Origin of the sequence: Desulfobulbus elongatus DSM 2908 (assembly GCF_000621145.1) — a bacterium.
Lineage (GTDB): Bacteria > Desulfobacterota > Desulfobulbia > Desulfobulbales > Desulfobulbaceae > Desulfobulbus > Desulfobulbus elongatus.
Genome location: NZ_JHZB01000049.1, coordinates 1 through 20,854, shown reverse-complemented (window position 1 = coordinate 20,854; position 20,854 = coordinate 1). Strand labels below are relative to the sequence as shown.

The window sequence follows — 20,854 nt, the reverse complement described above, 5'->3', positions numbered from 1 at the left end:
AACCGTGATCCAAGAGTTGATCTATCTGGCCGCCAGACTGATCAGCACCGGCAGACGTTTCAGGCTGCGGTTCAGCCGTCACTGCCCGGCTTTTCCGGCCTTCGCGGCGGTGTATAACCGATTGCTGTCCGCGCATTAAGCGTAGGCGCACACCCCAATCGATGCAATCAGGGGAGAAGTGCGCTCATTGATCGCAAATTTACTGAAATTTTCAAGGAACAAGACGCCAATGTCGCCGTAGCGTGCGGGGTATGCCAACTTGGGGAGAAGTCACTCCCTGAAAAACGACTTAACAGAACCATGAAAGGGAAATCCGGCCATGGCTGTCACTGATTCAGGGAGTAGTGCATGGATTTGTAAACATGACCACTAGTTTCATGGTAGTCCTCCAATTGCCTGCATAGGTCTGAAAGGATCGCTTCACTTTTGACGACAAACAAAAACGCCAAGTCATCCTCTCGATAGGCCAAAACCGACGAACAATTAGAAGCCTCGATCGCCTGCTTGATCTTTTTGTTCACTGACTCTTCATAGATGTGTTTGTTGTTTGGCAAATGCTGATAAATCATTAGCACAGACGAATCGTCAAGTGATTGACTTAGTTTCGCAAGTTCGTCGTTTAGAATGTACTTTTCCCTACCCATCTTCCTTAAATATGAGGGCTTCCCAGTTTCCAGCCCAGTATCTGGATCGACGAAAATTAGGGAATTTCTCGTTCTTAAGACAGCGTCGAACGACTCCCAGTACTTGTTCCTTGTGCTATCTACGAAAAAAACCTCATTCACGGGCTGAACTGTAACGTATGAGCCAACAAGCGGTTTTAGCCATGCCTCCCAATGCTCAAGACTTTTGGAACCACACCTGTCAATGAACGACAACAATTCTGTCGATTTTCCTTCGATGTGTTTTGGAGTCTTATTGCCTTCACCGTCAACTCGATGATTTGTCAGCATAGGGACAAACGCGTAATTTGAGACCACACCACTCTTTAGCAAGTGGGTTATCAAGTCGTATTTGAAGTAATCCCTGCTGTCGCCAAAGTATTTTAACTGAACCATGTTCTTTTCACTCTAAACAATGTTATTGGGTAACATTGCGAATTTTATTTCCAAACAGGATAACCCCACACAGCCAAACAAATTCAGCATGTTATAGTTTGCAATTGTAAATGTTCAGTTGTTAAGACAAAGTCGAAAAACAAACCAATCCTTCTCTGCGAGCCAAGGAATCAAGTAGCAGTTCCAATACATGCCTCCCTCACGATAACGACCGAATGCAAACCGCAATGCCCGTCGTGTCCCGCAGCAGCGCAGTGCATCTGGCCGAATCGGTTTCGCCGCAGTAGCATGAGTCCAGAACCTCCGCTTTGCAGGCACTGACGGCATCGGCCACCATCGCCAGTGAAACACATCCCCGCCGGACCGAAGGCCCATTCATCGTTGTGCCGCCAGGATACCGGCGCCATTGGGCAGGTCGACGGCAACCCGCGCCACGTCCTTCAGCCCGGCCTGCCGCATCATGTCGCCTAGTTCCTTCCAGGTGTAGGACTGGCCCTCCTGGGTGCCGATCAGCATGTTCAACGAGAACAGGGTAGGATGGAGCGGTCCGGTGCGGCTGTCGTCCAGGATGAATTCCTGGATGAACAGGGTGCCGCCGGGGGCGAGGGCGGCGGCGGCCTTGGCGACGATGGCCGCGCAGGTCTCCGGTCCCTCGCTGTGGAGGAGATGGGAGATCCAGACCACGTCGAAGCCGGTGCCGATGGGGTCGGCCTCCACGTCTCCGGCAAGAAAGCGGATGCGGTCGCTCAGGCCGTATTGGGCGATGGTCTCTTCGGCAAAGGGCCTGGTGGTGGGCAGATCGAACACCACTGCGCTCAGTTCCGGATTCTGCCGGCAGAAATGGATGGCGTAGGTGCCGGGGCCGCCGGCCAGGTCGAGCAGCCGGCGCCGGCCGCTCAGATCGATGGCGGCGGCGACGCGCGGTGCCAGTTGCGTCGCCAGGTTGAACATGCCGAGCAGAAAGCTTTCCCGCTCGGCGCCGTCGGTTTCGTGCGACGAACTCCTGCGCACCGGCCTGCCGGCCCGCACCGCCTCGTCCAGCTTGCTCCAGGCCTCGACCAGATAGTGGTGGTGCAGGATGATGTGCCCCAGGTAGGCCGGAGACTGCTTGGCCAGGTATTCGGCGCTGAACGGGGTGGCGGCGAAGGCGTCGCCATCCTTGGCCAGCAGTTCCATGGCGACCAGGGCGTGGAGCAGCATGACGAGCGCCCGGCCGTCGGCATGCAGGCGCCGGGCGAGCTCCGCCGCCGTCATGGGCGTTGTTGCCAGCGGGCTGAACACATCCAGTTTGACCCCGGCGTGCAGGGTGCAGGTTTTCCAGCAGCCGCTGGCCAGGGCGAGAAGATCGGGAACCGTCATGGCGAGTGTTTCCTTTGTTTGGTGGGGGGTGGCGTTCTGTGCCGGGAACAGGGCAGGGCTCCGTTCATCCGGAGAGGGCCATCCGCCGGGCAACGGATGGCCCTCCCCGCTTTCCCTGCCACCGCCTCGGACCGTTTTTCCGGGGCGTCCGTCCCGCTTTACCGCTCCTGCCAGCGGGGATTGCGTTTTTCGAAAAAGGCCTGCACCCCTTCCTTGGCATCGTGGGTGGTGCAGAGCCGGGCAAAGGCCTCGTTCATCAGGTCGAACTGGCGGTCGTAGGGCAGGTCCTCCGAGGCGTAGAACCCCTTCTTGGCGATCTGCACGGCCACCGGGCTCTTCTTGGCGAGAATCTCGGCCCAGGTCATGGCTTCGCTTTCCAGCGCCTCCTTGTCCACCACCCGGTTGAGCAGGCCCAGGGCCTGCGCCTCCGGCGCCTTGATCAGCTCGCCGAACAGGAGCAGTTCCAGGGCCTTTTTCCTCCCCACGCACCGGGACACCGGGATGACCGGGCCGACGCAGTTCAGGCCGACATTGATCGCGGTCAGGCCCATCTTGGTGTTGCTGGCGGCGATGGCCAGGTCAGCGGAGGCCACCAGCCCCATGCCGTTGGCCGCGGCCACGCCGTGCACCTGCGCGATCACCGGCTTCTTCATCCGGGAGATGGCGATCAACGGCTGCTCCATGTGCTCGATCCACTGCCGGTATTCCATGGCGGTCTTGTCGGCCAGCTCGTTGACGTCGATGCCGGCGCAGAAGGCCTTGCCCGCGCCCTTGACGATGATCACCCGCACCTTGGGGTCGGCGTCCATGGCCAGGAGCGCCGCGGCCAGTTCGCTGGCCAGCAGGCTGTTGAAGGTGTTCAGCTCGTCCGGGCGATTGAGAGTGATGGTGCCGACAAACCGTTCGCTTACCTCTACAATGAGATGCGTGTATGCCATTGTGCTGCCTCCTGTTCAGTATGTATTGGTTTATGCCCCTTCCGGATGCAGGGACCGCACGGTTCCCGCACCGGATCGGAGCCCTGTCAACTCGTGGCCGAAAATGCCGGATGGATGGTGCAGGTTCCCTGCGGCGCAGCGCGTGCTCGCGCCCTTGCTACGGCCGCAGGAGCTTGAGGCCGAGGGGCTGTTCCAGCATCCGTTTGGCCGAGGTGCCCACCAGTTCGTGGACGATCACCTCCAGCACATGCCACACCCTGACCCCGGCGCGGATGCAGCCGGTGGTGGTCTCGCCTTCCCGGCCACAGGCCATGTGCATGTGCACCAGCGGCACGCCGTCCTCGTCGCGGAACAGGGTGCCGACCCCGGCGATCTCGTGGGCGTGGTGCAGCTCCCGCTGCATCGGCTCCAGGGGCAGGCCGCGATCCTCCCGCGGCCCGACCACCAGCCGGCTGCCGTCATCGACGCCGCCGACCGCGATCAGCGAGGCGGCCTCGATATGTTGCTCCCGGGCGAACCGCTCGATGGTTTCGTGGACGATATCGCCGTCTTCCAGGCGCAGGACAAACATCCTGCCCGGTCGGGCCTCGGAAAATTGCATGGTTTCACCTCCGGAAAATATGGGTCGGTCGGGCCCCGGCGCCGCACGTCGGCTCAGGTGTCGGTCACCGCGTCGAGCAGCCGGAGGATAGTGCCGCCGACCACCTTGGCGTAGTCCTCGGCCGACAGGCCCAGCCGCTCGATCTTGCGCAGTTCCTGCGCCGGCGTGCCGAACGGGAAATCGCTGCCGAACAGGAGCTTGTCCGGTCCGTAGTGTTCGACGAAATGGCGCATGTCCACGGTCGAGGCCAGGGCCGAATCGGCAAAGACGTTGGCGCGCCGCCAGACGCCGGCGCGGTCCAGGGCCTGGTACGAGCCGTTGAGGCCGCCGAGATGGGGAATGATGATCACCGCTTCCGGGGCGAGCCGCTCGATGAAGCGGAGGGTGTTGTCGTAGCTCTCTTCGAGCACCACCGGCAGGCGCTGCCGGGTGATGGCCGCCAGCATGGCGGCGCAGCGGGGATCGTCGTAGTGGTATTCCGGCTCGTAGGAATGGCGGTGCCACTTGATGCCGCGATAGGGATGGCGGAGTTCGTCGACGGCGAAATCGTTCCAGACGAACAGGTAGGGGAAAATCGCCTCGCCCTGTTCGGCCAGGTCGAGCAGGTAGCGGTTGGCCGCCCGCCGGGTCTGCCGCCACCGGTTGTCGTCCTGAAAATGATAATCGTCGCGGTCGTAGATGTCCTCCACCGGGGCGAACAGGCAGGCGTCGGTGATGCCGGCCTGGCGGAGCAGCGGGGCGATGTGCTCGAACGGGAGATCCGCATGCTGCACCCCGCAGTGGATATGGCTGTCGATGATCCGGGCCGCGCCCATGGCTCCCCTCCGTGCACGAGAAACAGGTTCCCTTGTTGCAGGCTCGCTCTTCCTCTGCTTATCCGAAAAGGAAGGGCTTGGGGTACAAAAAAAAGCGCAGTGGAGAAAAAGGGATGAAGCCGGACCGGGGATAAGGGTTGAACTGAGCCTGGTTTTTCTTCTATAGTGGCACCTCCGGCAGACAGCGCCTCCACCCGGACCGGGAGGGCGCGCCAGCCGGTATCGATTTCCTTTTCTGCGGCACAATCTTCATCCGGCCGGTGTCTCCATCCCGGCCATCCCATGTCCCATGACCGTTCTCCTCCTCTCCTGCCTCGTCTTTCTCCTCGCCGGCCTGATCCAGGGGCTGACCGGTTTCGGCGGCGGCCTGGTGGCCATTCCCCTGCTCTGCCTGCTGATGGACGTCAAGCTGGCCGTGCCCCTGTCCATCCTCAGCGGCCTGGCCATCACCACGACCATGGCTTTCGAACTGCGCCGGCTCATGGATTGGCGCAAGATCCTGCCCATGCTCGTCGGTTCGCTGCCCGGCGTTTTCGCCGGCACCTTTCTGCTCAAGCTGGCCGACCCGGCCGTCATCAACCGGATGCTGGGGGTGCTGCTCATCGCCATCAGCGCCGTCAACCTGACCATCAGGCCCCGCCCCCTCAACCCGCATGTGGCCTGGGGCTACATCGCCGGGTTCTTTTCCGGAGCGATCACCGCCTCGGTGGGCGCGGGCGGGCCGCCGGTGATTATCTACACCACCCTGACCGACTGGAAAAAAGACGAGATCAAGGCCACCCTCACCGGCTTCTTCGTGCTCAACGGCTACATCACCGCCGTGGTGCACGCGTGCAGCGGCATGATCACCCGCAGCACCCTGACCGCCTTTGCCGCAAGCCTGGCGTTCGTCCTCGCGGGGACCTATGCCGGCTCCGCCATCAGCGGCCGGATCAACCGCCGCACCTACCTGCGGGTCGTCTATGCGCTGCTGATGGCGCTGGGCATCGTCATGCTGGCGCGGTAGCGGCCACGATCCGGACGGATGGGCAAAAATCAGCCACTCTCCTCGTCCAGCGTTTCCCTGATCTTGGCGGCGAGCACGCTGAGCGCGAACGGCTTCTGGATGAAGTGCACGCCCTCGTCGAGCACGCCGTGGTGGGCGATGACATTGGCGGTGTAGCCGGACATGAACAGACATTTCAGGCCGGGGTTGAGCGACAGCAGGGTGTTGGCCAGCATGCGGCCGTTCATGCCGGGCATGACCACGTCGGTGATCAGCAACTGGAGGGCGCCGGCATGCTCACGGGCCAGGCGCATGGCCTCGTCGGGAGTGGCGGCGGCCAGGACGGTGTAGCCCAGATTGCGGAGCATGATCGCGGCGATCTCCAGGATCATGGGTTCGTCCTCCACCAGCAGGACGGTTTCGCTGCCGGAGGCGGCCGGCGGGGTGGCCCCGGCCGCCGATTCCTGGTCCGTTCGGGCCGTGTACCGGGGCAGATAGACCTTGAAGGTGGTGCCCTGTCCCGGCTCGCTGTAGACGTTGATGCAGCCGTCGTTCTGCCTGACGATGCCGTAGATCGTGGCCAGGCCGAGGCCGGTGCCCTTGCCCAGCTCCTTGGTGGTGAAAAAGGGTTCGAACAGCTGGGAGAGCATGTCGGCGTCCATGCCGCTGCCGTTGTCGCTCACCGCCAGCAGAACATAGTCGCCCGGCGCCATGTCGGCATGCTCGGCGCAGTAGTGCGCATCCACGGTCATTGCCGCCGTCTCGATGGTGACCTTGCCGGTATCGCCGATGGCGTCCCGTGCATTGGCGGCGAGATTGACCAGGATCTGATCGAGCTGCGACGGATCGATCCGCACCTGGCCGGCATCCCGGCCGGGCCGCCAGGCCAGGTCGATGTCCTCGCCGATGAGCCGTTGCAGCATGGTCAGCATCCCGGCCACCGTTCCGTTCAGGTCGAGCACCTTGGGGGCGACCGTCTGCTTGCGGGCAAAGGCGAGCAACTGCCGGGTCAGATCGGCGGACCGTTCCGCGGCCTGCCGGATGTTCTGCACATTGGCATACAGCGGATGCGCCGTGTTCAAGCCGTTGAGGGCCAGCTCGCAATGGCCGAGAATGACGCTGAGCATGTTGTTGAAATCGTGGGCCACGCCGCCGGCCAAACGCCCGATCGACTCCATCTTGTGCGCCTGGGTCAACTGCGCCTGCAACCTGTTCCGCTCCTCCTCGGCCCGCTTGCGGGCGGAGATCTCGTTGAACAGGACAGCCATCCTGCCGGGCGACATCTGGAAGGCATGCAGCTCGAAGACCCCGGCAACGGTATCGTCGGCATAGTCGAACTGTTCGCTCTGCCAGCTCTCGCCGAATTCGGCCGCCCGGCGGAAACAGTGAGGCAGCTCGGTCCCGCGGAGCGCCGGCAGGATTTCCTCCAGGGTCCTGCCGACGAACCGGGCGTTGTCCATCTTCAGCAGCCTGTCGGCGGCGGGATTGGCGCCGGCAAGGACCAGGCGGCCGTCGGCGCGCAGATCGAACAGGTGAATGCCCATGGGCGAGGCCTGGACGATGTTGCGGAAGGTGGCCTCGCTGGCCTGGAGGGCGGTTTGCGCCTGCCGGTGTTCGGTGATGTCGATGGTGTAGCCGGCGAGCAGGCGCCGTTCCTTCAGCCGGATCGGGAACTTGATGGTGGTATAGCTGCGGCCGTTGAATTCCTCGTCGAGGTGGAGAATCTTTCCCTCGGAGACGACCTGCCAGTCGTCCGCCGTCATTTGTGCCGCGAACTCCGCCGGAAACAGCTCCTGCATGGTCTTGCCGAGCATCTCGGTCGCCGGGATGCCGAGCATGTCCCGGTAGTTGTCGCTGGCGTTCAGGGTTCGGCTCTCGGTGGGCGACACCTCCTTGATGAAGGCGTAGATGGGCGAATTCTTGATGAATTGGGTCAGCAGCTCGTTGGTGGTCACCAGTTCTTCCTCGGCCCGCTTGCGGGTGGTGACGTCCGCATGGATGCCGATCATCACCAGGGGCTTGCCGGCCTCGTCGCGGGTGACGACCCGGCCCCGGTCCAGGATCCACACCCAATGGCCGTCCTTGTGGCGCATCCGGTACTCACAGTCGTAGTCGACCGTCTCGTCCCGGACGCACCTGGCCAGGGATTGCCAGGCCCGGTCCACGTCGTCCGGATGCACCAGCCGCGCCCAGGAGTCGTAGGTGCAGGGCAGGATCTCGGCGAGGGTATAGCCCAGCATCCGCGCCCAGGTGTCGTTGACCGCGTTCTCGTTGGTTTGCACGTTCCATTCCCAGGTGCCGAGCCGCGACCCCTCGATCACGAACGCCAGGCGTTCGCGCTCGCGCCGCAGCGCTTCCTCGGCACGCTTGCGGTCGGTGCTGTCGCTGCCCACGCACAGGATTTCGCTGAGTTCGCCCGCCGGGCCGTACAGCGGCTTGTTGGTCCATGTCACCCAGACGCGCGACCCGTCCCGGCGTATGTTCTCGTTCTCGTCGATCGCATAGTCGCGGGGATTGCGGCCCATGTCGGCGATCATCTCCCGGAATCCCGCGCCGACGGGATCGTGTTCCGGCACAATGCTCCCCACCGCGCTGCGGCCGACCACCTCGTCGAGGGTGTAGCCGAAAAACCGCTGCGCGAATTCGTTGAGGAAGACGATCCGGCCATCGCGATCCATGCGGAGGATAATGGAGTTGGCGTTCTCGACCAGCTCGCGGTAGCGCGCCTCGCTCTCCCGCAGGGCCCGCTCGCTTTTCTCCAGTTCGGCCGTGCGTTTCCGCACCGCCGCCCGCAGGGTTCGGTTCCAGTAAAACAGGCCGGCTATCAGCACCACGGGGATGCCGGCACCGAGCAGCAGCGCGGCGACGGGCAGCCCCTGCAACAGGGAGCCGCCCAACCACTTCCTGTCGATTTGTTCCAGTTCCCCGGCCGAAATCCGGGCAAAACCCCATTCGATCTCACCCAGCATCCCGGCGTTCCCCTTCCTGACCGCCCGGTGGAATTCGCCGACATTGAGGGGAGACGAGACCTTGAACTGGTTGCGGATGCCGTGCTTGTGCAGGAAATAGAGGGCCGGGGGCTTATCGATGACGAAGACGTTGACCTTGTGGTCCTTGGCGGCCTGGACGATCGCCTCGTAGCCCTTGAACGGCATCAGGTTGTCAACGCCGTTGCGCCGCAGCAGCTCGACGGCGGCATCGCCCTCCTTGACCCCGACGACAAACCCCTGCAGGGAGTGCAGATCGGTGATACCGCTGATATCCTTGTAAAAAAAGGCGACAACCTCGATCGGGGCATAGGGCTTGCCGAAATCGAGCCAGCCCAAGCGCTCCTCGGTGACAAAGGCCGTATCGATGACATCGAATCGGCCCGCCTTCATCCCGGCAAGGGCATCCTTCCAGTCCAGGACGGTCATGTCCACCCGGATGCCGGTCTTCTCCTGCCACAGCCGCCATTGGTCGGCCAGAATACCCTGGATGGCCCCCTGGCCGTCGACGAAGACGTACGGCGGATAGTTGTTGTCCAGCACCACCCGGATGGTGCGCGGGGTGGCGGCATCCGGGCCGGCGGCGGCGCCCAGGGCGTTCGGTGCGGCAAGGAACGCCAACAGGAGGCACCAGCAAAGGCAGCAGCGCTTGAGCAGGCTGTTCCGGGAGACAGACTGGTTCATGACAACACTGTTCCGATCACGCGACACTCTTCTGGAATTCGGGGAAAAGACCCGGCTCTACCGGACGGACAGACGGACACGGGTAGCGAACCCGACCCCACGGGACGACCGTGGCGCGGACGGTCGCACCGTCCCGGATCGGTCCAGGGCGACCCGGTCCCTCAACGGCCACAGCATTTCTTGAATTTCCTGCCGCTGCCGCAGGGACAGGGATCGTTGCGGCCGACCGTGCCGACTCCCACCGCCGACCGTGCCCCCTTGCCGATTGTTTGTCCGGAGACATACAGCCATTGCCCGTCTTCTCGAACGAAACGGCTGCGTTCGTGCAGCGCGAGCACCTTCGCGCCCGCCAGCGCCGTGGCCACGAATTCGACCAGCCCCGCGCCGTCCGTCTCCCTGCCCCGCTCGGTGGCCACGATCCGCAGGCCGCACCACTCGGGTTGTCCGGCAAGGTCCAGCTCCGCCGGCCGGGTGGACGGATGCCAGGTTTGCAGCAGATAGGCGCCGTTTTTCTCGGCAAAGGCGGTGTAGCGCGAGCGCATCAGTGCCGCCGCCGTCCGGGCCCGCTCCTGTCCGGCCAGCAACGGGCCGCAGCACCGGCCGTAGGCGGTGCCGGAACCGCAGGGGCAGGGGCGGTCGTCCCCGGGTGCCGGCCCGGCCGGCAACGGTTCAGCCGCCATGGCGATGGAACCACCGCTCCACTTCCTGAGCGGTGAAGGTCTTGAGCACCGGCCGGCCGTGCGGGCAATGGGAAAACACCGCACCCGCCTCCATTTGGGCCAGCAGCTTGAGCATTTCCACCGGCTGTAGGCGGTTGCCCGCCTTGATCGCCGCCTTGCAGGCCATGGAGGCGAGCAGATCGTCCACCGCCTGGGGCACGGGCCGGACGGCATCCTGCCGGGCCGCGCTCCGCAACCCGTCGAGGATCTCCCGCAGCAGCGCGCCCGGCTCGACATGGCTGACCAGGGCCGGCGTTGCCTTGATCAGGTGGGTGGCCTCGCCGAACGGCTCCACCGCGAAACCGAAGGCGGCCACCTCCGCGCCCCGCTGTTCCAGGGTCTCCGCCTGGGCCGGGGTCAGCTCGACGGTAGCCGGAAAGAGCAGGGCCTGCTGCGGCATGCTGGTGGCCAGGTAGCCCTGCAACAGTTGGCCGTACAGGAGCCGTTCGTGGGCCGCGTGCTGGTCGATGACGATGAACTGCCCCTCCCGTTCGCAGAGCAGGTAGAGGGCGAACAACTGGCCGATCAGGGTCAGGCCGGCATAGGCGGGCGCGGGCCCCGGCTCGGGAAGTGGCGAACTGTCCGGCAGGATGGGCGGCGTCACGGGAAGGGCCTGGACCGGCAGCGGTCGCACCGAAACCGGCGGCGCATCGGCAGGCAGGCGCGGCTGCGAGGCCGGCGGTTCGGCGCTGGCCGGGGCGGGAAAGTCGGGCGAGGCGGTCACGGCCGCGCTCCGTTCGACCGGCCACTCCCGGAAGGGTTGGGGCGCAGGCGGGGCGAACAGGCTGGTGCGAAGGGCCTGCTGGTACCCGGCCATGGCCCGGCGAATCCGGTCGGCCACGAAGCGATGCACCGTCTCGCTACGGCGAAAGCGGATCTCGCGCTTGGCCGGATGGACGTTGACGTCCACCTGGTCCGGGGCGATGGCCAGGAGCAGGACGCCGGCCGGCTGATAGCCCTTCATCAAAAATCCCTGCATGCCCTCGCCCACCGCGTGCCGGAGCATCGCGTCCTGCACCGGCCGGCCGTTGACCAGCAGGCGCAGCCGGGCGGTGGCGGCTTGAGCCGTTTCCGGCAGCAGCAGAAACCCATCCAGCGCCATCGCCTCGGCCTCGGCATCATTTGCCGACTCGGCCCGCAGCGGCAGCAGTTTGCCCTTGTACCGGAACACCTCGCGGACCCGCCGCTCCAGATCGGCGCCCGGCCGATAGTCGAGCACCATCCGGCCGTCGGCCTGGAGGGTGAAGCCGGTGGCCGGATGGGCCAGGGCCTGGTTCTTGACCACCTCCTCGATGTGGTGCATCTCGGTGCGGGCCGATTTGAGGAATTTCTTCCGGGCCGGCATGTTGCCGAACAGGTGGCGGACCTCGATCACCGTGCCCCGGCCGCAGCCGTCCTGGTGCACATGGCGCAAGGTGCCGTAGCGGACCTCGGCGCGGGTGCCCAATTCCTGGTCCTGCGGCCGGGACAGGACGGTCATCCAGGCAACCGAGGCGATGCTGGGAATGGCCTCGCCGCGGAATCCCAGAGTGGCGATGGCGGCCAACTGGGCCTCCTCGCGGATTTTGGAGGTGGCATGCCGCTCGAGGCAGAGCAGCACGTCGTCGCCGTCCATGCCGGCCCCGTCGTCGGTCACCCGCAACAGCCCGCTACCGCTGCCCTCGACCTGGATGTCGATACGGCTGGCGCCGGCGTCCAGGCTGTTTTCCACCAGCTCCTTGACCACCGAGGCCGGCCGCTCCACCACCTCGCCGGCGGCGATCTGATTGGCTAACTGTTCTGAAAGAATCCGTATTCGAGACAAGGGCCTGGTCTGTTCGCGTGTGATTAACGGTGCCGAATTTTTCAATTCATGGTAACAACTGGACCGACAACCGCCTCCGGTCGAGCCGGTCCGGGCGCACCCCAACACTACCGTTTCTTTGTTCGCTTGTCCACCACACCGTCGGCACCCACGGAACTTCCTCCGCAGCCGCCCCCCTTTCGCGGCCGGATCCTGAACGAACGCCACCTCACCAGAATGGCGCTCACCATCGCCATGCTGGTGACGCTGCTGCTCGGCACGGTCCTGGCCTGGATCTCGTCCCTGCCCGACATCCGCTCGTTCGACGACTACCGGCCCCAGGTGGCCACTCTGATCCTGGACCGTTCCAACCGGCCCATCGACGCCATCGCCAGGGAATTCCGGGTGATCGTCCCCTACGACAGTCTGCCCGCCCTGCTGCCCAGGGCCTTCGTCGCCGCCGAGGACAGCCGTTTCTGGGAGCACGACGGCCTCGACGGCTGGTCCATCGCCCGCGCCGCCTTCAACAACCTGCGCGCAGGCCGCCGCAGCCAGGGCGGCTCGACCATCACCCAGCAGGTCACCCGCGCCCTGCTCCTGTCCCCGGAGAAAAGCTATCTGCGCAAGATGGCCGAGGCGGTGCTCGCCTTCCGGCTGGAGCGGATGCTGACCAAGGAGGAGATTCTCTCCATCTACCTCAACGAGATCTATCTCGGCGAAGGGGCCTACGGGGTCGAGGCCGCGGCCCGCACCTATTTCGGCAAGAAGGCCAGCCAACTGACCCTGGGCGAGATCGCGCTGCTGGCCGGCCTGCCCCAGTCGCCGAGCAACTATTCGCCGCTCCGGCAGCCCGAGGCGGCCCGCGCCCGGCAGCGCTACGTGCTCAACCGCATGGCCGAGGACGGCATCGTCACCGCCGAGGCGGCGCGCGCGGCCTACGAGGAGGGGCTGCCCCTGGCCGGCAACTGGCGCAAGGCGATCAACGGCTATTTTTCTTTGTACATTCGGCAACAGTTGCTTACGGTGTACAAGGAGGCGGATCTCTACCAGCAGGGCTTGAACGTGGCCACCACGGTCGATGCCCGACTCCAGGAAGCGGCGGCCGGGGCCATCCAGGCCGGTGCGGCCAGGGTAGCCGAACGGCACCCCGGCGAGCCGGCGCCGCAGGGGGCGCTGGTGGCGCTCGACACCGGCAGCGGCCGCATCCGGGCCATGATCGGCGGGGTCGATTTCACGGAAAACCAGTTCAACCGGGCGGTGCAGGCCAACCGGCAGCCCGGTTCGGCCTTCAAGCCCCTGCTCTATGCCGCCGCCCTGGAGCGGGGCATATCGCCGGAGGCGGTGTTCCCGGACACCCCAATCGCCCTGTACGGCGGCACCGGCAAACCCTGGCAGCCGCATAACTTCAAGAACGAATACCGGGGAGCCATGAATCTCACCGAAGCCCTGGTCCACTCCAGCAACGTGATCGCGGTCCGCTTGATGCAGCAGGTCGGGCCGAAGAACGTGATCGGCACTGCCCGGAAAATGGGGATCACCGCGCCGCTCGCCGCCGACCTGTCGCTGGCGCTCGGCGCCTCGCCGGTGTCGCTGCTGGAACTGACCGCCGCCTATGCCGCCTTGGCCAACCAGGGCGTGTACCATGCCCCGGTCGGCATCACCAGGGTCGGGGACCGGCGCGGCGGCTTCGTCACCTGGCCGCAGTCCGCGGGCGTGCAAGTGGTGGCGCCGGCAACCGCGTCCTGGCTGCAGACGGCCATGGCCCAGGTGGTGCGGCGGGGCACCGGCAGGAACGCGGCCGGCGTACCCGGCGCCGGCGGCAAGACCGGCACCACCGACAACCAGGTCGATGCCTGGTTCATCGGCTCGGCGCCGGACCTGACCACCGGCGTCTGGGTCGGCCACGACCGCGACCTGCCGCTCGGCGCCGGCGAGACCGGCGGCCAGGCGGCCGCGCCGGTATGGAAACAGTTCATGCTGCAAGCGGTTAACTGAAGGAGTACCATGCCCACCCGCACCAGCCACCTCATGCGGACATGCTACGAAGGCGGGCCGACCGACAAGCTGGCCACGGCCCGTGTCCTCCATGCCGAGTTGGCCGGCCGACTCACGGCCCGGCCGCCATTTGCCGACGAACTCGATCTGTTGCGCCGGGAGAGCGAAGCCCTTGCCCGCCAGATGCAGGCCATGGAGTTGGGCCGGCTGTGCAGCCGCTGCGCGACGCGGCCGGATGGCGGCTGCTGCAGTGCGTTCATGGCGGCCAACACCGACGCCCTCCAGATCCTGATCAACCTGCTGCTGGGCGCCTCCGTGGCCGAACAGCCGGACAGCGGCGACAATTGCTGTTTCCTCGGTCCCCGGGGGTGCCTGTTCCTGATCAAGCCGATCTTCTGCCTCAACTACAACTGCACCCATATCCTCACCGGCGCCGACCCAACGGACCTGGCTGTCCTGGACAGGCGGGCCGCGGCGGTGCTCAGCCGCCAGACCCGCATCGAGGACATGCTGCTGGAGGTGCTCCGCGACCGGACCGCGTCAGCGCCATAATCTCGTTTCTGTGTTGGAGGTTCCCATGCCCATCAGCGCCACCCTCGCCACTCCGCTCGGCCCTTTCATCCTGACCGCCGACGAAACCGATCTCTGCGGCCTGGACTTTCCCACGAAACCGGCCCCGGTCGCCGCCCTTCCCCCGGTGGAGCGGGCGGCCCATCCGCTCCTGGCCGAGGCCGCCCGGCAGTTGCTCGCCTATCTCGACGGCGAGCTGACCGACTTCGACCTGCCCCTGTCGATCCACGGCACCCCCTTTCAACAACAGGTGTGGGCGCAGTTGCGCACCATTCCCTACGGCCGCACCATGACCTACGGCGAGTTGGCGGAACGGATCGGCGGCCGGCACAAGGCCAGGGCCGTGGGCGGAGCCGCCCATGCCAACCCTCTGGGCATCGTCATCCCCTGCCACCGGCTGATCGGGGCCGGCGGCGCCCTGACCGGCTTCGGCGGCGGCCTGCCCATGAAGCAAACCCTGCTCGACCTGGAGCGGAAAACACGGGAACGGACGAAAAAAAGCGCGTATTGCTGAGGAAAATCCGATACGGTATCTTCATTATCTCTTTTCAGGGAGGAACGTTCATGGTGGATATTATCATCGGTTCGATCGAACCCCTTGGTCCGCCGCCCGGTCACCCTGGCCCCACCGGCGCGCCGGTGGAGGCGGAGCTGCTCCATGTGCGCGACCCCCGTCAGCGCATCGCTGGTCCGCTGGGCCAGGAGCGGCGCAAACAGCCGCGCCAGGACCCGCTCAACGGCAAGGTCCTCACCCTGCTCATCCCGGACAGCGCCGCCCTGCCGAAGGACCTGGACACCAGGAAATACAGGGTGCTGCTCCGGTTCATGAAAAAATAGCGCCACCGGCACCCCCATCTCCGCGATTCATGGCCGTACCTGCCGGAACCAGGGGCATCGCCCCGTGCGCGCCCCGTGCCGAGGAAACCACAAAAAGCATGAAACATCATCGAGATTGAACACATGACCGCATGCACGCCCATTGGCATCATCCACAGCCCCTTCAAGGAATTGACCGGCATGCCGATCCAGCCGGCCGGCGCGGCCGGCGTGCAGGGCACCGTCGAGATCTTCGCCGAATACCGTCCCGGACTGAAGGACCTCGAAGGATTCTCCCATCTCATCCTGCTGTACCATTTCCACCGCAGCCGGGATTGCTCCCTCCACGTCGTGCCGTTCATGGATACGGAACCGAGGGGCGTTTTCGCCACCCGCGCCCCCAGCCGGCCGAACCCGATCGGCCTTTCCATCGTCCGCCTGGACCGGGTCGAGGACGGCCTGCTGCAGATCCGCAACGTGGACGTCCTCGACGGCACGCCTCTTCTGGACATCAAGCCGTATGTGCCGGAATTCGACGCCCACGTGCAGGTTCGGACCGGTTGGCTCGAGACGGCCAGGAAAACCGTCTCGGACCAGAAATCGGACGATCGGTTCATATAAGACTGCAAACGGGCCCGCGCAGACACACCGGGACAAGGAGGCAAGCGAAACAGAGCAACCGGGTATCGCCCGATTCCCCGAATCCATACGGGCGTTGTGCACCGGTTATCGCGGCACGGCCGGACAGGGCCGCTCGAAGGCACCAGCGGCTGCGGACATGGCGGAACCGGCGGGATTGTCGGGCAGCAAGCGGCGATGCCATTGCCCATGCAATCGTGCCGGCAGCGAACAAATCGATGGAGGCAGCGATGAAGGATCTTCGGAAGACACGTGTGTTGCAGGCATTGTTGATTGTGGCGGCCGTGCTGCTCGGTGGTTGCGCCGGTCCGCCGCCGCAACCAACCGCCGGCGACCCCGCCCGTACCCCCACCGATTACTCGGTTGCGGCGCATTGGCTGGCCAATCCCGCGGGCAGGGGCGACAAGGAAGTGGATGTCTTTTTCCTGTACCCGACCTGCTGTTTCGGCACGGCCCCGGTCTGCATGGCGGACGACCCGGCCATGCACACCGAGGCCGCGAAAGTGCGCGACGCCCATGCGGGCATTTTCCGGTCGGCGAATTTCTACGCCCCCTTCTACCTCCAGTTGAGCCTCGATCACATAAGCGGCCTCGGCAACATGCCGCATGTGGACGCCGCGATCCGGGCGATTCCGCTTGTGGATTGCCAAAACGCCTTTCAGTATTACCTCGAGCACTACAACCACGGCCGGCCGATCATCTTCGCCGCCCACTCCCAGGGCACGATTATCGCCCGGCACCTGCTGCTGTGGATAAAAGACGCCCACCCCGAAGTCGTCAAGCGCACCATCGCCGCCTACCTGATCGGCTTTGCCATCACCCCGGAATACCTTGCCCAATCCGGCCTCGGATTTGCTGAACAACGCGACGATACCGGCGTGATCATCTCCTACAACACCGAATCGCCCGCAGCCACCGCCAGTCCGTTTGTCGACCTGCTCCCCGGCGGCATCGCCATCAATCCGATCAACTGGAAACGCGACGCGACCTACGCCAGCAAACAAGAGAGCCTGGGCAGCAGAATCCGGTTCGGCGACGGCCCTGCGGTCGATCGCCCGCATTTTGCCGATGCGCGCCTCAATGCCCGACGGGGCACCGTGCAGACGACGGCACCTGTCAAGGCCGGCGAACCCTGGCCTCCCGGCGTGTTGCACCGGTTTGACTACGACTTGTTCTGGTACGACTTGCGGAAGAACGTGGAAGACCGCATCGAGGCGTGGCAGGCGCAATAAAGGCGGCCGAGCGCCGCATCGTCAACAAGGAGGGAATCGTGGATCGTATACTCATTGGCAAAGGCGAAACGACCGTGCACCTGCTCGCCAGGTATGGCAACCGCCATGGTCTGATCGCGGGCGCCACCGGCAGCGGCAAGACCATTTCGCTCCTGGTTCTGGCCGAGGGTTTCTCCCGTCTGGGCGTACCGGTGTTCGTGGTTGACGTCAAAGGCGATGTCGCCGGCCTGGCCATGGCCGGCAGCTCCAACCAGAAAATCCAGCAGCGCGTGGCCCGGATCGGCATCGAGGGCTTCGCCCACGAGGCGAGCCCGGTCCTGTTCTGGGATCTGTACGGCCGGCAGGGCCACCCGGTGCGGACCACGATCAGCGAAATCGGGCCAACCCTGCTCGGCCGGATCCTCGAACTCAACGACACCCAGACCGGGGTGCTCGAAATCGTCTTCAAGATGGCCGACGACCAGGGCCTGCTGCTGCTCGATCTCGACGATCTCCGCGAACTCCTCGGATTCGTCGCCGAGAACCGCAAGGAGATCTCCTCGGACTACGGTCTCGTCAGCGCCCAGTCGGTGGCGGCCATCCAGCGCGCCGTCTTGTCCCTGGAACGCGCGGGCGGCGGCGCCTTCCTCGGCGAACCCGCCCTGGACCTCGCCGATCTGATGCGCACCGACCTGGGCGGACGCGGCATCGTCAGCATCCTGGCAGCGGACCAGCTCATCCTGCAGCCGCGATTGTACTCCAGCTTTCTGCTGTGGCTGCTGTCGGAACTGTTCGAGAATCTGCCGGAGGTGGGCGACCTCGACACGCCGAAACTGATCCTCTTCTTCGACGAGGCCCATCTGCTGTTCGACGACGCCCCGCCGGCCTTGCGCCAACGGGTGGAACAGGTGGTGCGGATCATCCGCTCCAAGGGAGTCGGGATCTATTTCTGCTCGCAATTTCCCGACGATCTGCCCGGCGAGATCCTCGGCCAGCTCGGCAACCGGATCCAGCACGCCCTGCGCGCCTACACCCCCCGCGACCAGAAGGCGGTCAGGACCGCGGCCGAGACGTTCACGGCCAATGCCGGGCTCGACGTCGCCGAGGTCATCTCCCGGCTCGCCGTCGGCGAAGCGCTGGTTTCCACGCTCCAGGAAAACGGCGTGCCCCTGCCGGTGGAACGCACGCTGATCTGTCCGCCGCGCTGCCGCATGGGGGCGATTACGCCCGAAGAAAGAACGACGGTGCGGGCGTGCAGTCCGATCGGCGCCAAGTACGATACGCCGGTGAACCGCGAGTCGGCCTACGAGATCCTCAATCGACGCGCCCGGCAGCGCGAAGAAACCGCGCCGCCGGCCGAACGGGCCAGTCGCGCCGAAACAACAAAGGAGCCGGAAAACCGAAGCGTGCTCGGCGATCTCCTCTGGGGCACCGGTCGCCGCCAGGGCATGGTGGAAACCATGGCCAAGCAGGCGGTCCGCACCATCGGCAGCCAGCTCGGCCGCCAGATCCTGCGGGGCGTGCTGGGCGGTATCCTGGGCGGATCGCGACGGCGGTAGCGGGCCGGGACAGCAAGGCGCTTTCCCCCGAAGAGGCCGCCTTGCACCACGCCTTCAGCAACAACACAACCGACACCGAAAGGAGAAAACCATGAAATACGGTTTCCTGGGTTTGGGCATCATGGGCAGTCGCATGGCGACCCGCCTGGTTCGCGCCGGCTTCGCCGTCACGGTCTGGAACCGGGACGCATCGAAATGCGGGGCCCTGGTCGCACTCGGGGCGAAACAGGCCCCGACCCCCAAAGAGGTGGCGGCTGAGGCCGACATCACCTTTGCCATGGTCTCCGATCCACAGGCCAGCCTGGAACTCTGTTTCGGCGCCGAGGGCGTGCTGGCGGGCATCGGACCGGGGCGCGGCTATGTCGACATGTCGACGGTGGACCCCGCGACCTCGCGGCAGGTCGGGGAAGCCGTGGCCGCCAAAGGGGCCCGGTTTCTGGAGGCGCCGGTCTCGGGGACGAAAAAACCGGCGGAAGACGGCACCCTCGTCATCCTCGCCGCCGGCGACAAGGCCCTGTACGGCCAGGCGCTGCCGGCCTTCGACCAGATGGGCAAGGCATCGTTTTATTTGGGAGAAGTCGGCCAGGGCACCAGGATGAAGCTCGTGGTCAACCTCGTGCTCGGCGCCATGATGGAGGTGCTCGGGGAAGCGCTCGCCTTGGGCGGCAAATGCGGCCTGCCGGGCGAACAGGTCCTGGAGGTGCTGGCCCAGGGGGCCATGGCCAATCCGATGTTCGGGGTCAAGGGTCCCATGATCCTCGCCGGGGACACCACCACCAGCTTTCCCTTGAAGCACATGGAAAAGGATTTGCGCCTGACCACCCGTCTCGGCCAGGAACTGGGGCAGGACTTGCCGGTGACCGAGGCTGTGCATGCCATCTTCGGCAAGGCCCTGGCCGCTGGCTTGGGCGAGGAGGACATTGCCGCCGTGGTCAAGGGTATCTGAGTGTCGCGAAAAAACGCGGCAGCGCGGCGATGCCCGTTCGGGCAAGGGATGGGGAGACGATGCCGCCTTCCGGCAGGAGAAACGAAGCAATGCATGACGGCCGACGGTTGAGCGGACAACGGCAACACGCATCAAAAGGAGCGCATCATGAAAAAAAGCCAGATCATCTTCAGCACATTCAGTCCGCTGATGGCGGTGGATACGGAACTCGTCGGCAGCGGGGCCGAGGCCGTCGCCACCCCGAGGGTCTACTCGTTGTGCCGATGCGGCGAGTCCGGCCGGAAACCGTTGTGCGACGGCACCCATGCCAAAAAGGGTTTTGTCGGTGAACGCGAGGATTCGAACAAACCGGCGCTGGAATATTACCGGGGCGGGGAGATCACCATCGTCTACGACCGCTATCTCTGCATGGGCGCGGGCTTTTGCGGCGAACTCGAGGCCGTGTTCGGCACCCACGACGCCCCCAAGTACGAACCGGACGCGGCACCGGTGGAAGACATCATCGCCACCATCAGGAAGTGCCCGTCGGGAGCCTTGAGCTACATCGTCGGCAACGAACCGTTCAGGAAGTATTACGGCGCCACCAGAATCGTCGTGGAAAAGGACGGGCCGCTCCATTGCCAGGGGGAGATCACCCTGATCGACGACCAGGACTCCGATCTCCTTCTGCCCGATGCCGACCATTTCACGCTGTGCCGCTGCGGCGGCTCCAAAAAGAAGCCGGTCTGCGACGGTTCCCACGAAACCAACGGGTTCAAGGGGGGCTGATCCCTTTCCCGAATTTCATTGCGTTACGGCAGCTCCGTTTGCGCACGGTGCGGAGATCGGCCCGGAAAATAAGTGATTATCCATAAATAACCATGACCTTGTTCAGGACAATCATGGCGGCTGCCAATGTGTTGAGTGCAATGTACGAGAGATCTGTCTTCTCGTATCGTGGTATCAATTTGCGAAACCGGTTGAACCATGAATGTGCTAACTCAACGACCCAGCGCCGTGCCTTGAACGAAGGATCTCTTTCGATCAATTTTTTCTCTTCGCCTCGTGGGCGGATGTGGGGGATGAAGCCATTGGAGAGTACAGTATCCTCCTTGCCCACATATGCTGCATCAAGGCAGAGATTTTGCGGAGTATCCTTTTCTTTTGGCGCCACCACTCTGTTTTTCAGCAAAACGTCAAGAGAGACGCT

At 64.6% G+C, this 20,854-nt stretch carries 19 protein-coding genes and 1 pseudogene; 11 read left to right on the top strand and 9 right to left on the bottom strand.

The window, feature by feature from the left end:
- Positions 1–139 (top strand): annotated as a pseudogene (locus tag Q362_RS23840) (IS1380 family transposase); the annotation flags it as partial.
- Positions 140–326: 187 nt separating this feature from the next.
- Here Q362_RS23840 and Q362_RS0116415 read toward each other — a convergent pair.
- The 5 genes from Q362_RS0116415 to Q362_RS21345 form a co-directional block, all read right to left on the bottom strand.
- Positions 327–1,058 carry a hypothetical protein gene (locus tag Q362_RS0116415; RefSeq protein ID WP_028319536.1) on the bottom strand — a complete coding sequence of 244 codons (732 nt, stop codon included), beginning with the start codon at positions 1,056–1,058 and terminating at the stop codon, positions 327–329.
- A gap of 375 nt (positions 1,059–1,433) precedes the next feature.
- Positions 1,434–2,417 carry a methyltransferase gene (locus Q362_RS0116410; protein ID WP_028319535.1) on the bottom strand — a complete coding sequence of 328 codons (984 nt, stop codon included), beginning with the start codon at positions 2,415–2,417 and terminating at the stop codon, positions 1,434–1,436.
- A gap of 158 nt (positions 2,418–2,575) precedes the next feature.
- Complete coding sequence (locus tag Q362_RS0116405; RefSeq protein ID WP_028319534.1) at positions 2,576–3,355, bottom strand: enoyl-CoA hydratase/isomerase family protein; 780 nt, start codon at positions 3,353–3,355, stop codon at positions 2,576–2,578.
- A 157-nt stretch (positions 3,356–3,512) separates the two neighbouring features.
- Positions 3,513–3,956, bottom strand: coding sequence for a PPC domain-containing DNA-binding protein (locus Q362_RS0116400; RefSeq protein ID WP_028319533.1), 444 nt, complete (start codon positions 3,954–3,956; stop codon positions 3,513–3,515).
- A gap of 53 nt (positions 3,957–4,009) precedes the next feature.
- On the bottom strand, positions 4,010–4,771 hold the full coding sequence (locus tag Q362_RS21345; RefSeq protein ID WP_035217090.1) for an amidohydrolase family protein: 762 nt from the start codon (positions 4,769–4,771) through the stop codon (positions 4,010–4,012).
- Between the two features lie 289 nt (positions 4,772–5,060).
- Between Q362_RS21345 and Q362_RS0116390 the strand changes: the two genes are divergently transcribed.
- A complete protein-coding gene (locus tag Q362_RS0116390; RefSeq protein ID WP_028319532.1) occupies positions 5,061–5,777 on the top strand; it encodes a sulfite exporter TauE/SafE family protein in 717 nt (238 codons plus the stop codon).
- Positions 5,778–5,806: 29 nt separating this feature from the next.
- Here Q362_RS0116390 and Q362_RS22490 read toward each other — a convergent pair whose 3' ends face one another.
- From Q362_RS22490 to mutL, 3 genes are all read right to left on the bottom strand, one after another.
- The gene (locus Q362_RS22490) at positions 5,807–9,427 is read right to left on the bottom strand and encodes a PAS domain S-box protein (protein ID WP_051554435.1); all 3,621 of its coding nucleotides are present in this window, start codon (positions 9,425–9,427) and stop codon (positions 5,807–5,809) included.
- Positions 9,428–9,588: 161 nt separating this feature from the next.
- Positions 9,589–10,107, bottom strand: coding sequence for a YchJ family protein (locus tag Q362_RS0116380; protein ID WP_051554434.1), 519 nt, complete (start codon positions 10,105–10,107; stop codon positions 9,589–9,591).
- Complete coding sequence (gene mutL / locus Q362_RS0116375; RefSeq protein ID WP_028319530.1) at positions 10,097–11,950, bottom strand: DNA mismatch repair endonuclease MutL; 1,854 nt, start codon at positions 11,948–11,950, stop codon at positions 10,097–10,099. The genes Q362_RS0116380 and mutL overlap by 11 nt, the downstream gene beginning before the upstream one ends.
- Positions 11,951–12,166: 216 nt before the next feature.
- On the opposite strand from mutL, the gene Q362_RS21335 reads away from it, so the two are divergent.
- From Q362_RS21335 to Q362_RS0116330, 9 genes are all read left to right on the top strand, one after another.
- Complete coding sequence (locus Q362_RS21335; protein WP_051554432.1) at positions 12,167–13,924, top strand: penicillin-binding protein 1A; 1,758 nt, start codon at positions 12,167–12,169, stop codon at positions 13,922–13,924.
- Between the two features lie 9 nt (positions 13,925–13,933).
- A complete protein-coding gene (locus tag Q362_RS0116365; protein WP_028319529.1) occupies positions 13,934–14,476 on the top strand; it encodes a hypothetical protein in 543 nt (180 codons plus the stop codon).
- A 25-nt stretch (positions 14,477–14,501) separates the two neighbouring features.
- Positions 14,502–15,008 carry a methylated-DNA--[protein]-cysteine S-methyltransferase gene (locus tag Q362_RS0116360; RefSeq protein WP_028319528.1) on the top strand — a complete coding sequence of 169 codons (507 nt, stop codon included), beginning with the start codon at positions 14,502–14,504 and terminating at the stop codon, positions 15,006–15,008.
- Between the two features lie 50 nt (positions 15,009–15,058).
- Entirely contained in the window at positions 15,059–15,331 is a 273-nt protein-coding gene (locus Q362_RS0116355; RefSeq protein ID WP_028319527.1) for a hypothetical protein, read from the top strand.
- 123 nt (positions 15,332–15,454) lie between these two features.
- Positions 15,455–15,931 carry a tRNA (N6-threonylcarbamoyladenosine(37)-N6)-methyltransferase TrmO gene (gene tsaA / locus Q362_RS0116350; protein ID WP_028319526.1) on the top strand — a complete coding sequence of 159 codons (477 nt, stop codon included), beginning with the start codon at positions 15,455–15,457 and terminating at the stop codon, positions 15,929–15,931.
- Between the two features lie 248 nt (positions 15,932–16,179).
- Positions 16,180–17,181, top strand: a complete 1,002-nt coding sequence (locus Q362_RS0116345; protein ID WP_028319525.1) for a DUF3089 domain-containing protein — start codon at positions 16,180–16,182, stop codon at positions 17,179–17,181.
- Positions 17,182–17,219: 38 nt separating this feature from the next.
- Positions 17,220–18,719 carry a helicase HerA-like domain-containing protein gene (locus Q362_RS0116340; RefSeq protein ID WP_028319524.1) on the top strand — a complete coding sequence of 500 codons (1,500 nt, stop codon included), beginning with the start codon at positions 17,220–17,222 and terminating at the stop codon, positions 18,717–18,719.
- Positions 18,720–18,810: 91 nt separating this feature from the next.
- Positions 18,811–19,665 carry an NAD(P)-dependent oxidoreductase gene (locus tag Q362_RS0116335; RefSeq protein WP_028319523.1) on the top strand — a complete coding sequence of 285 codons (855 nt, stop codon included), beginning with the start codon at positions 18,811–18,813 and terminating at the stop codon, positions 19,663–19,665.
- Between the two features lie 147 nt (positions 19,666–19,812).
- On the top strand, positions 19,813–20,433 hold the full coding sequence (locus Q362_RS0116330) for a CDGSH iron-sulfur domain-containing protein (protein ID WP_035217089.1): 621 nt from the start codon (positions 19,813–19,815) through the stop codon (positions 20,431–20,433).
- Positions 20,434–20,509: 76 nt separating this feature from the next.
- Here Q362_RS0116330 and Q362_RS21330 read toward each other — a convergent pair.
- Positions 20,510–20,854, bottom strand: a 345-nt coding sequence (locus Q362_RS21330) for a transposase (RefSeq protein WP_035217088.1), incomplete at its 5' end; no start/stop codon positions are given.

Bases quoted from the DNA above. Each gene is read 5' to 3' on its own strand.
- Q362_RS0116415 (WP_028319536.1), bottom strand. From the start codon at position 1,058: ATGGTTCAGTTAAAATACTTTGGCGACAGCAGGGATTACTTCAAATAC.
- Q362_RS0116410 (WP_028319535.1), bottom strand. From the start codon at position 2,417: ATGACGGTTCCCGATCTTCTCGCCCTGGCCAGCGGCTGCTGGAAAACC.
- Q362_RS0116405 (WP_028319534.1), bottom strand. From the start codon at position 3,355: ATGGCATACACGCATCTCATTGTAGAGGTAAGCGAACGGTTTGTCGGC.
- Q362_RS0116400 (WP_028319533.1), bottom strand. From the start codon at position 3,956: ATGCAATTTTCCGAGGCCCGACCGGGCAGGATGTTTGTCCTGCGCCTG.
- Q362_RS21345 (WP_035217090.1), bottom strand. From the start codon at position 4,771: ATGGGCGCGGCCCGGATCATCGACAGCCATATCCACTGCGGGGTGCAG.
- Q362_RS0116390 (WP_028319532.1), top strand. From the start codon at position 5,061: ATGACCGTTCTCCTCCTCTCCTGCCTCGTCTTTCTCCTCGCCGGCCTG.
- Q362_RS22490 (WP_051554435.1), bottom strand. From the start codon at position 9,427: ATGAACCAGTCTGTCTCCCGGAACAGCCTGCTCAAGCGCTGCTGCCTT.
- Q362_RS0116380 (WP_051554434.1), bottom strand. From the start codon at position 10,107: ATGGCGGCTGAACCGTTGCCGGCCGGGCCGGCACCCGGGGACGACCGC.
- Q362_RS21335 (WP_051554432.1), top strand. From the start codon at position 12,167: ATGGCGCTCACCATCGCCATGCTGGTGACGCTGCTGCTCGGCACGGTC.
- Q362_RS0116365 (WP_028319529.1), top strand. From the start codon at position 13,934: ATGCCCACCCGCACCAGCCACCTCATGCGGACATGCTACGAAGGCGGG.
- Q362_RS0116360 (WP_028319528.1), top strand. From the start codon at position 14,502: ATGCCCATCAGCGCCACCCTCGCCACTCCGCTCGGCCCTTTCATCCTG.
- Q362_RS0116355 (WP_028319527.1), top strand. From the start codon at position 15,059: ATGGTGGATATTATCATCGGTTCGATCGAACCCCTTGGTCCGCCGCCC.
- tsaA (WP_028319526.1), top strand. From the start codon at position 15,455: ATGACCGCATGCACGCCCATTGGCATCATCCACAGCCCCTTCAAGGAA.
- Q362_RS0116345 (WP_028319525.1), top strand. From the start codon at position 16,180: ATGAAGGATCTTCGGAAGACACGTGTGTTGCAGGCATTGTTGATTGTG.
- Q362_RS0116335 (WP_028319523.1), top strand. From the start codon at position 18,811: ATGAAATACGGTTTCCTGGGTTTGGGCATCATGGGCAGTCGCATGGCG.
- Q362_RS0116330 (WP_035217089.1), top strand. From the start codon at position 19,813: ATGAAAAAAAGCCAGATCATCTTCAGCACATTCAGTCCGCTGATGGCG.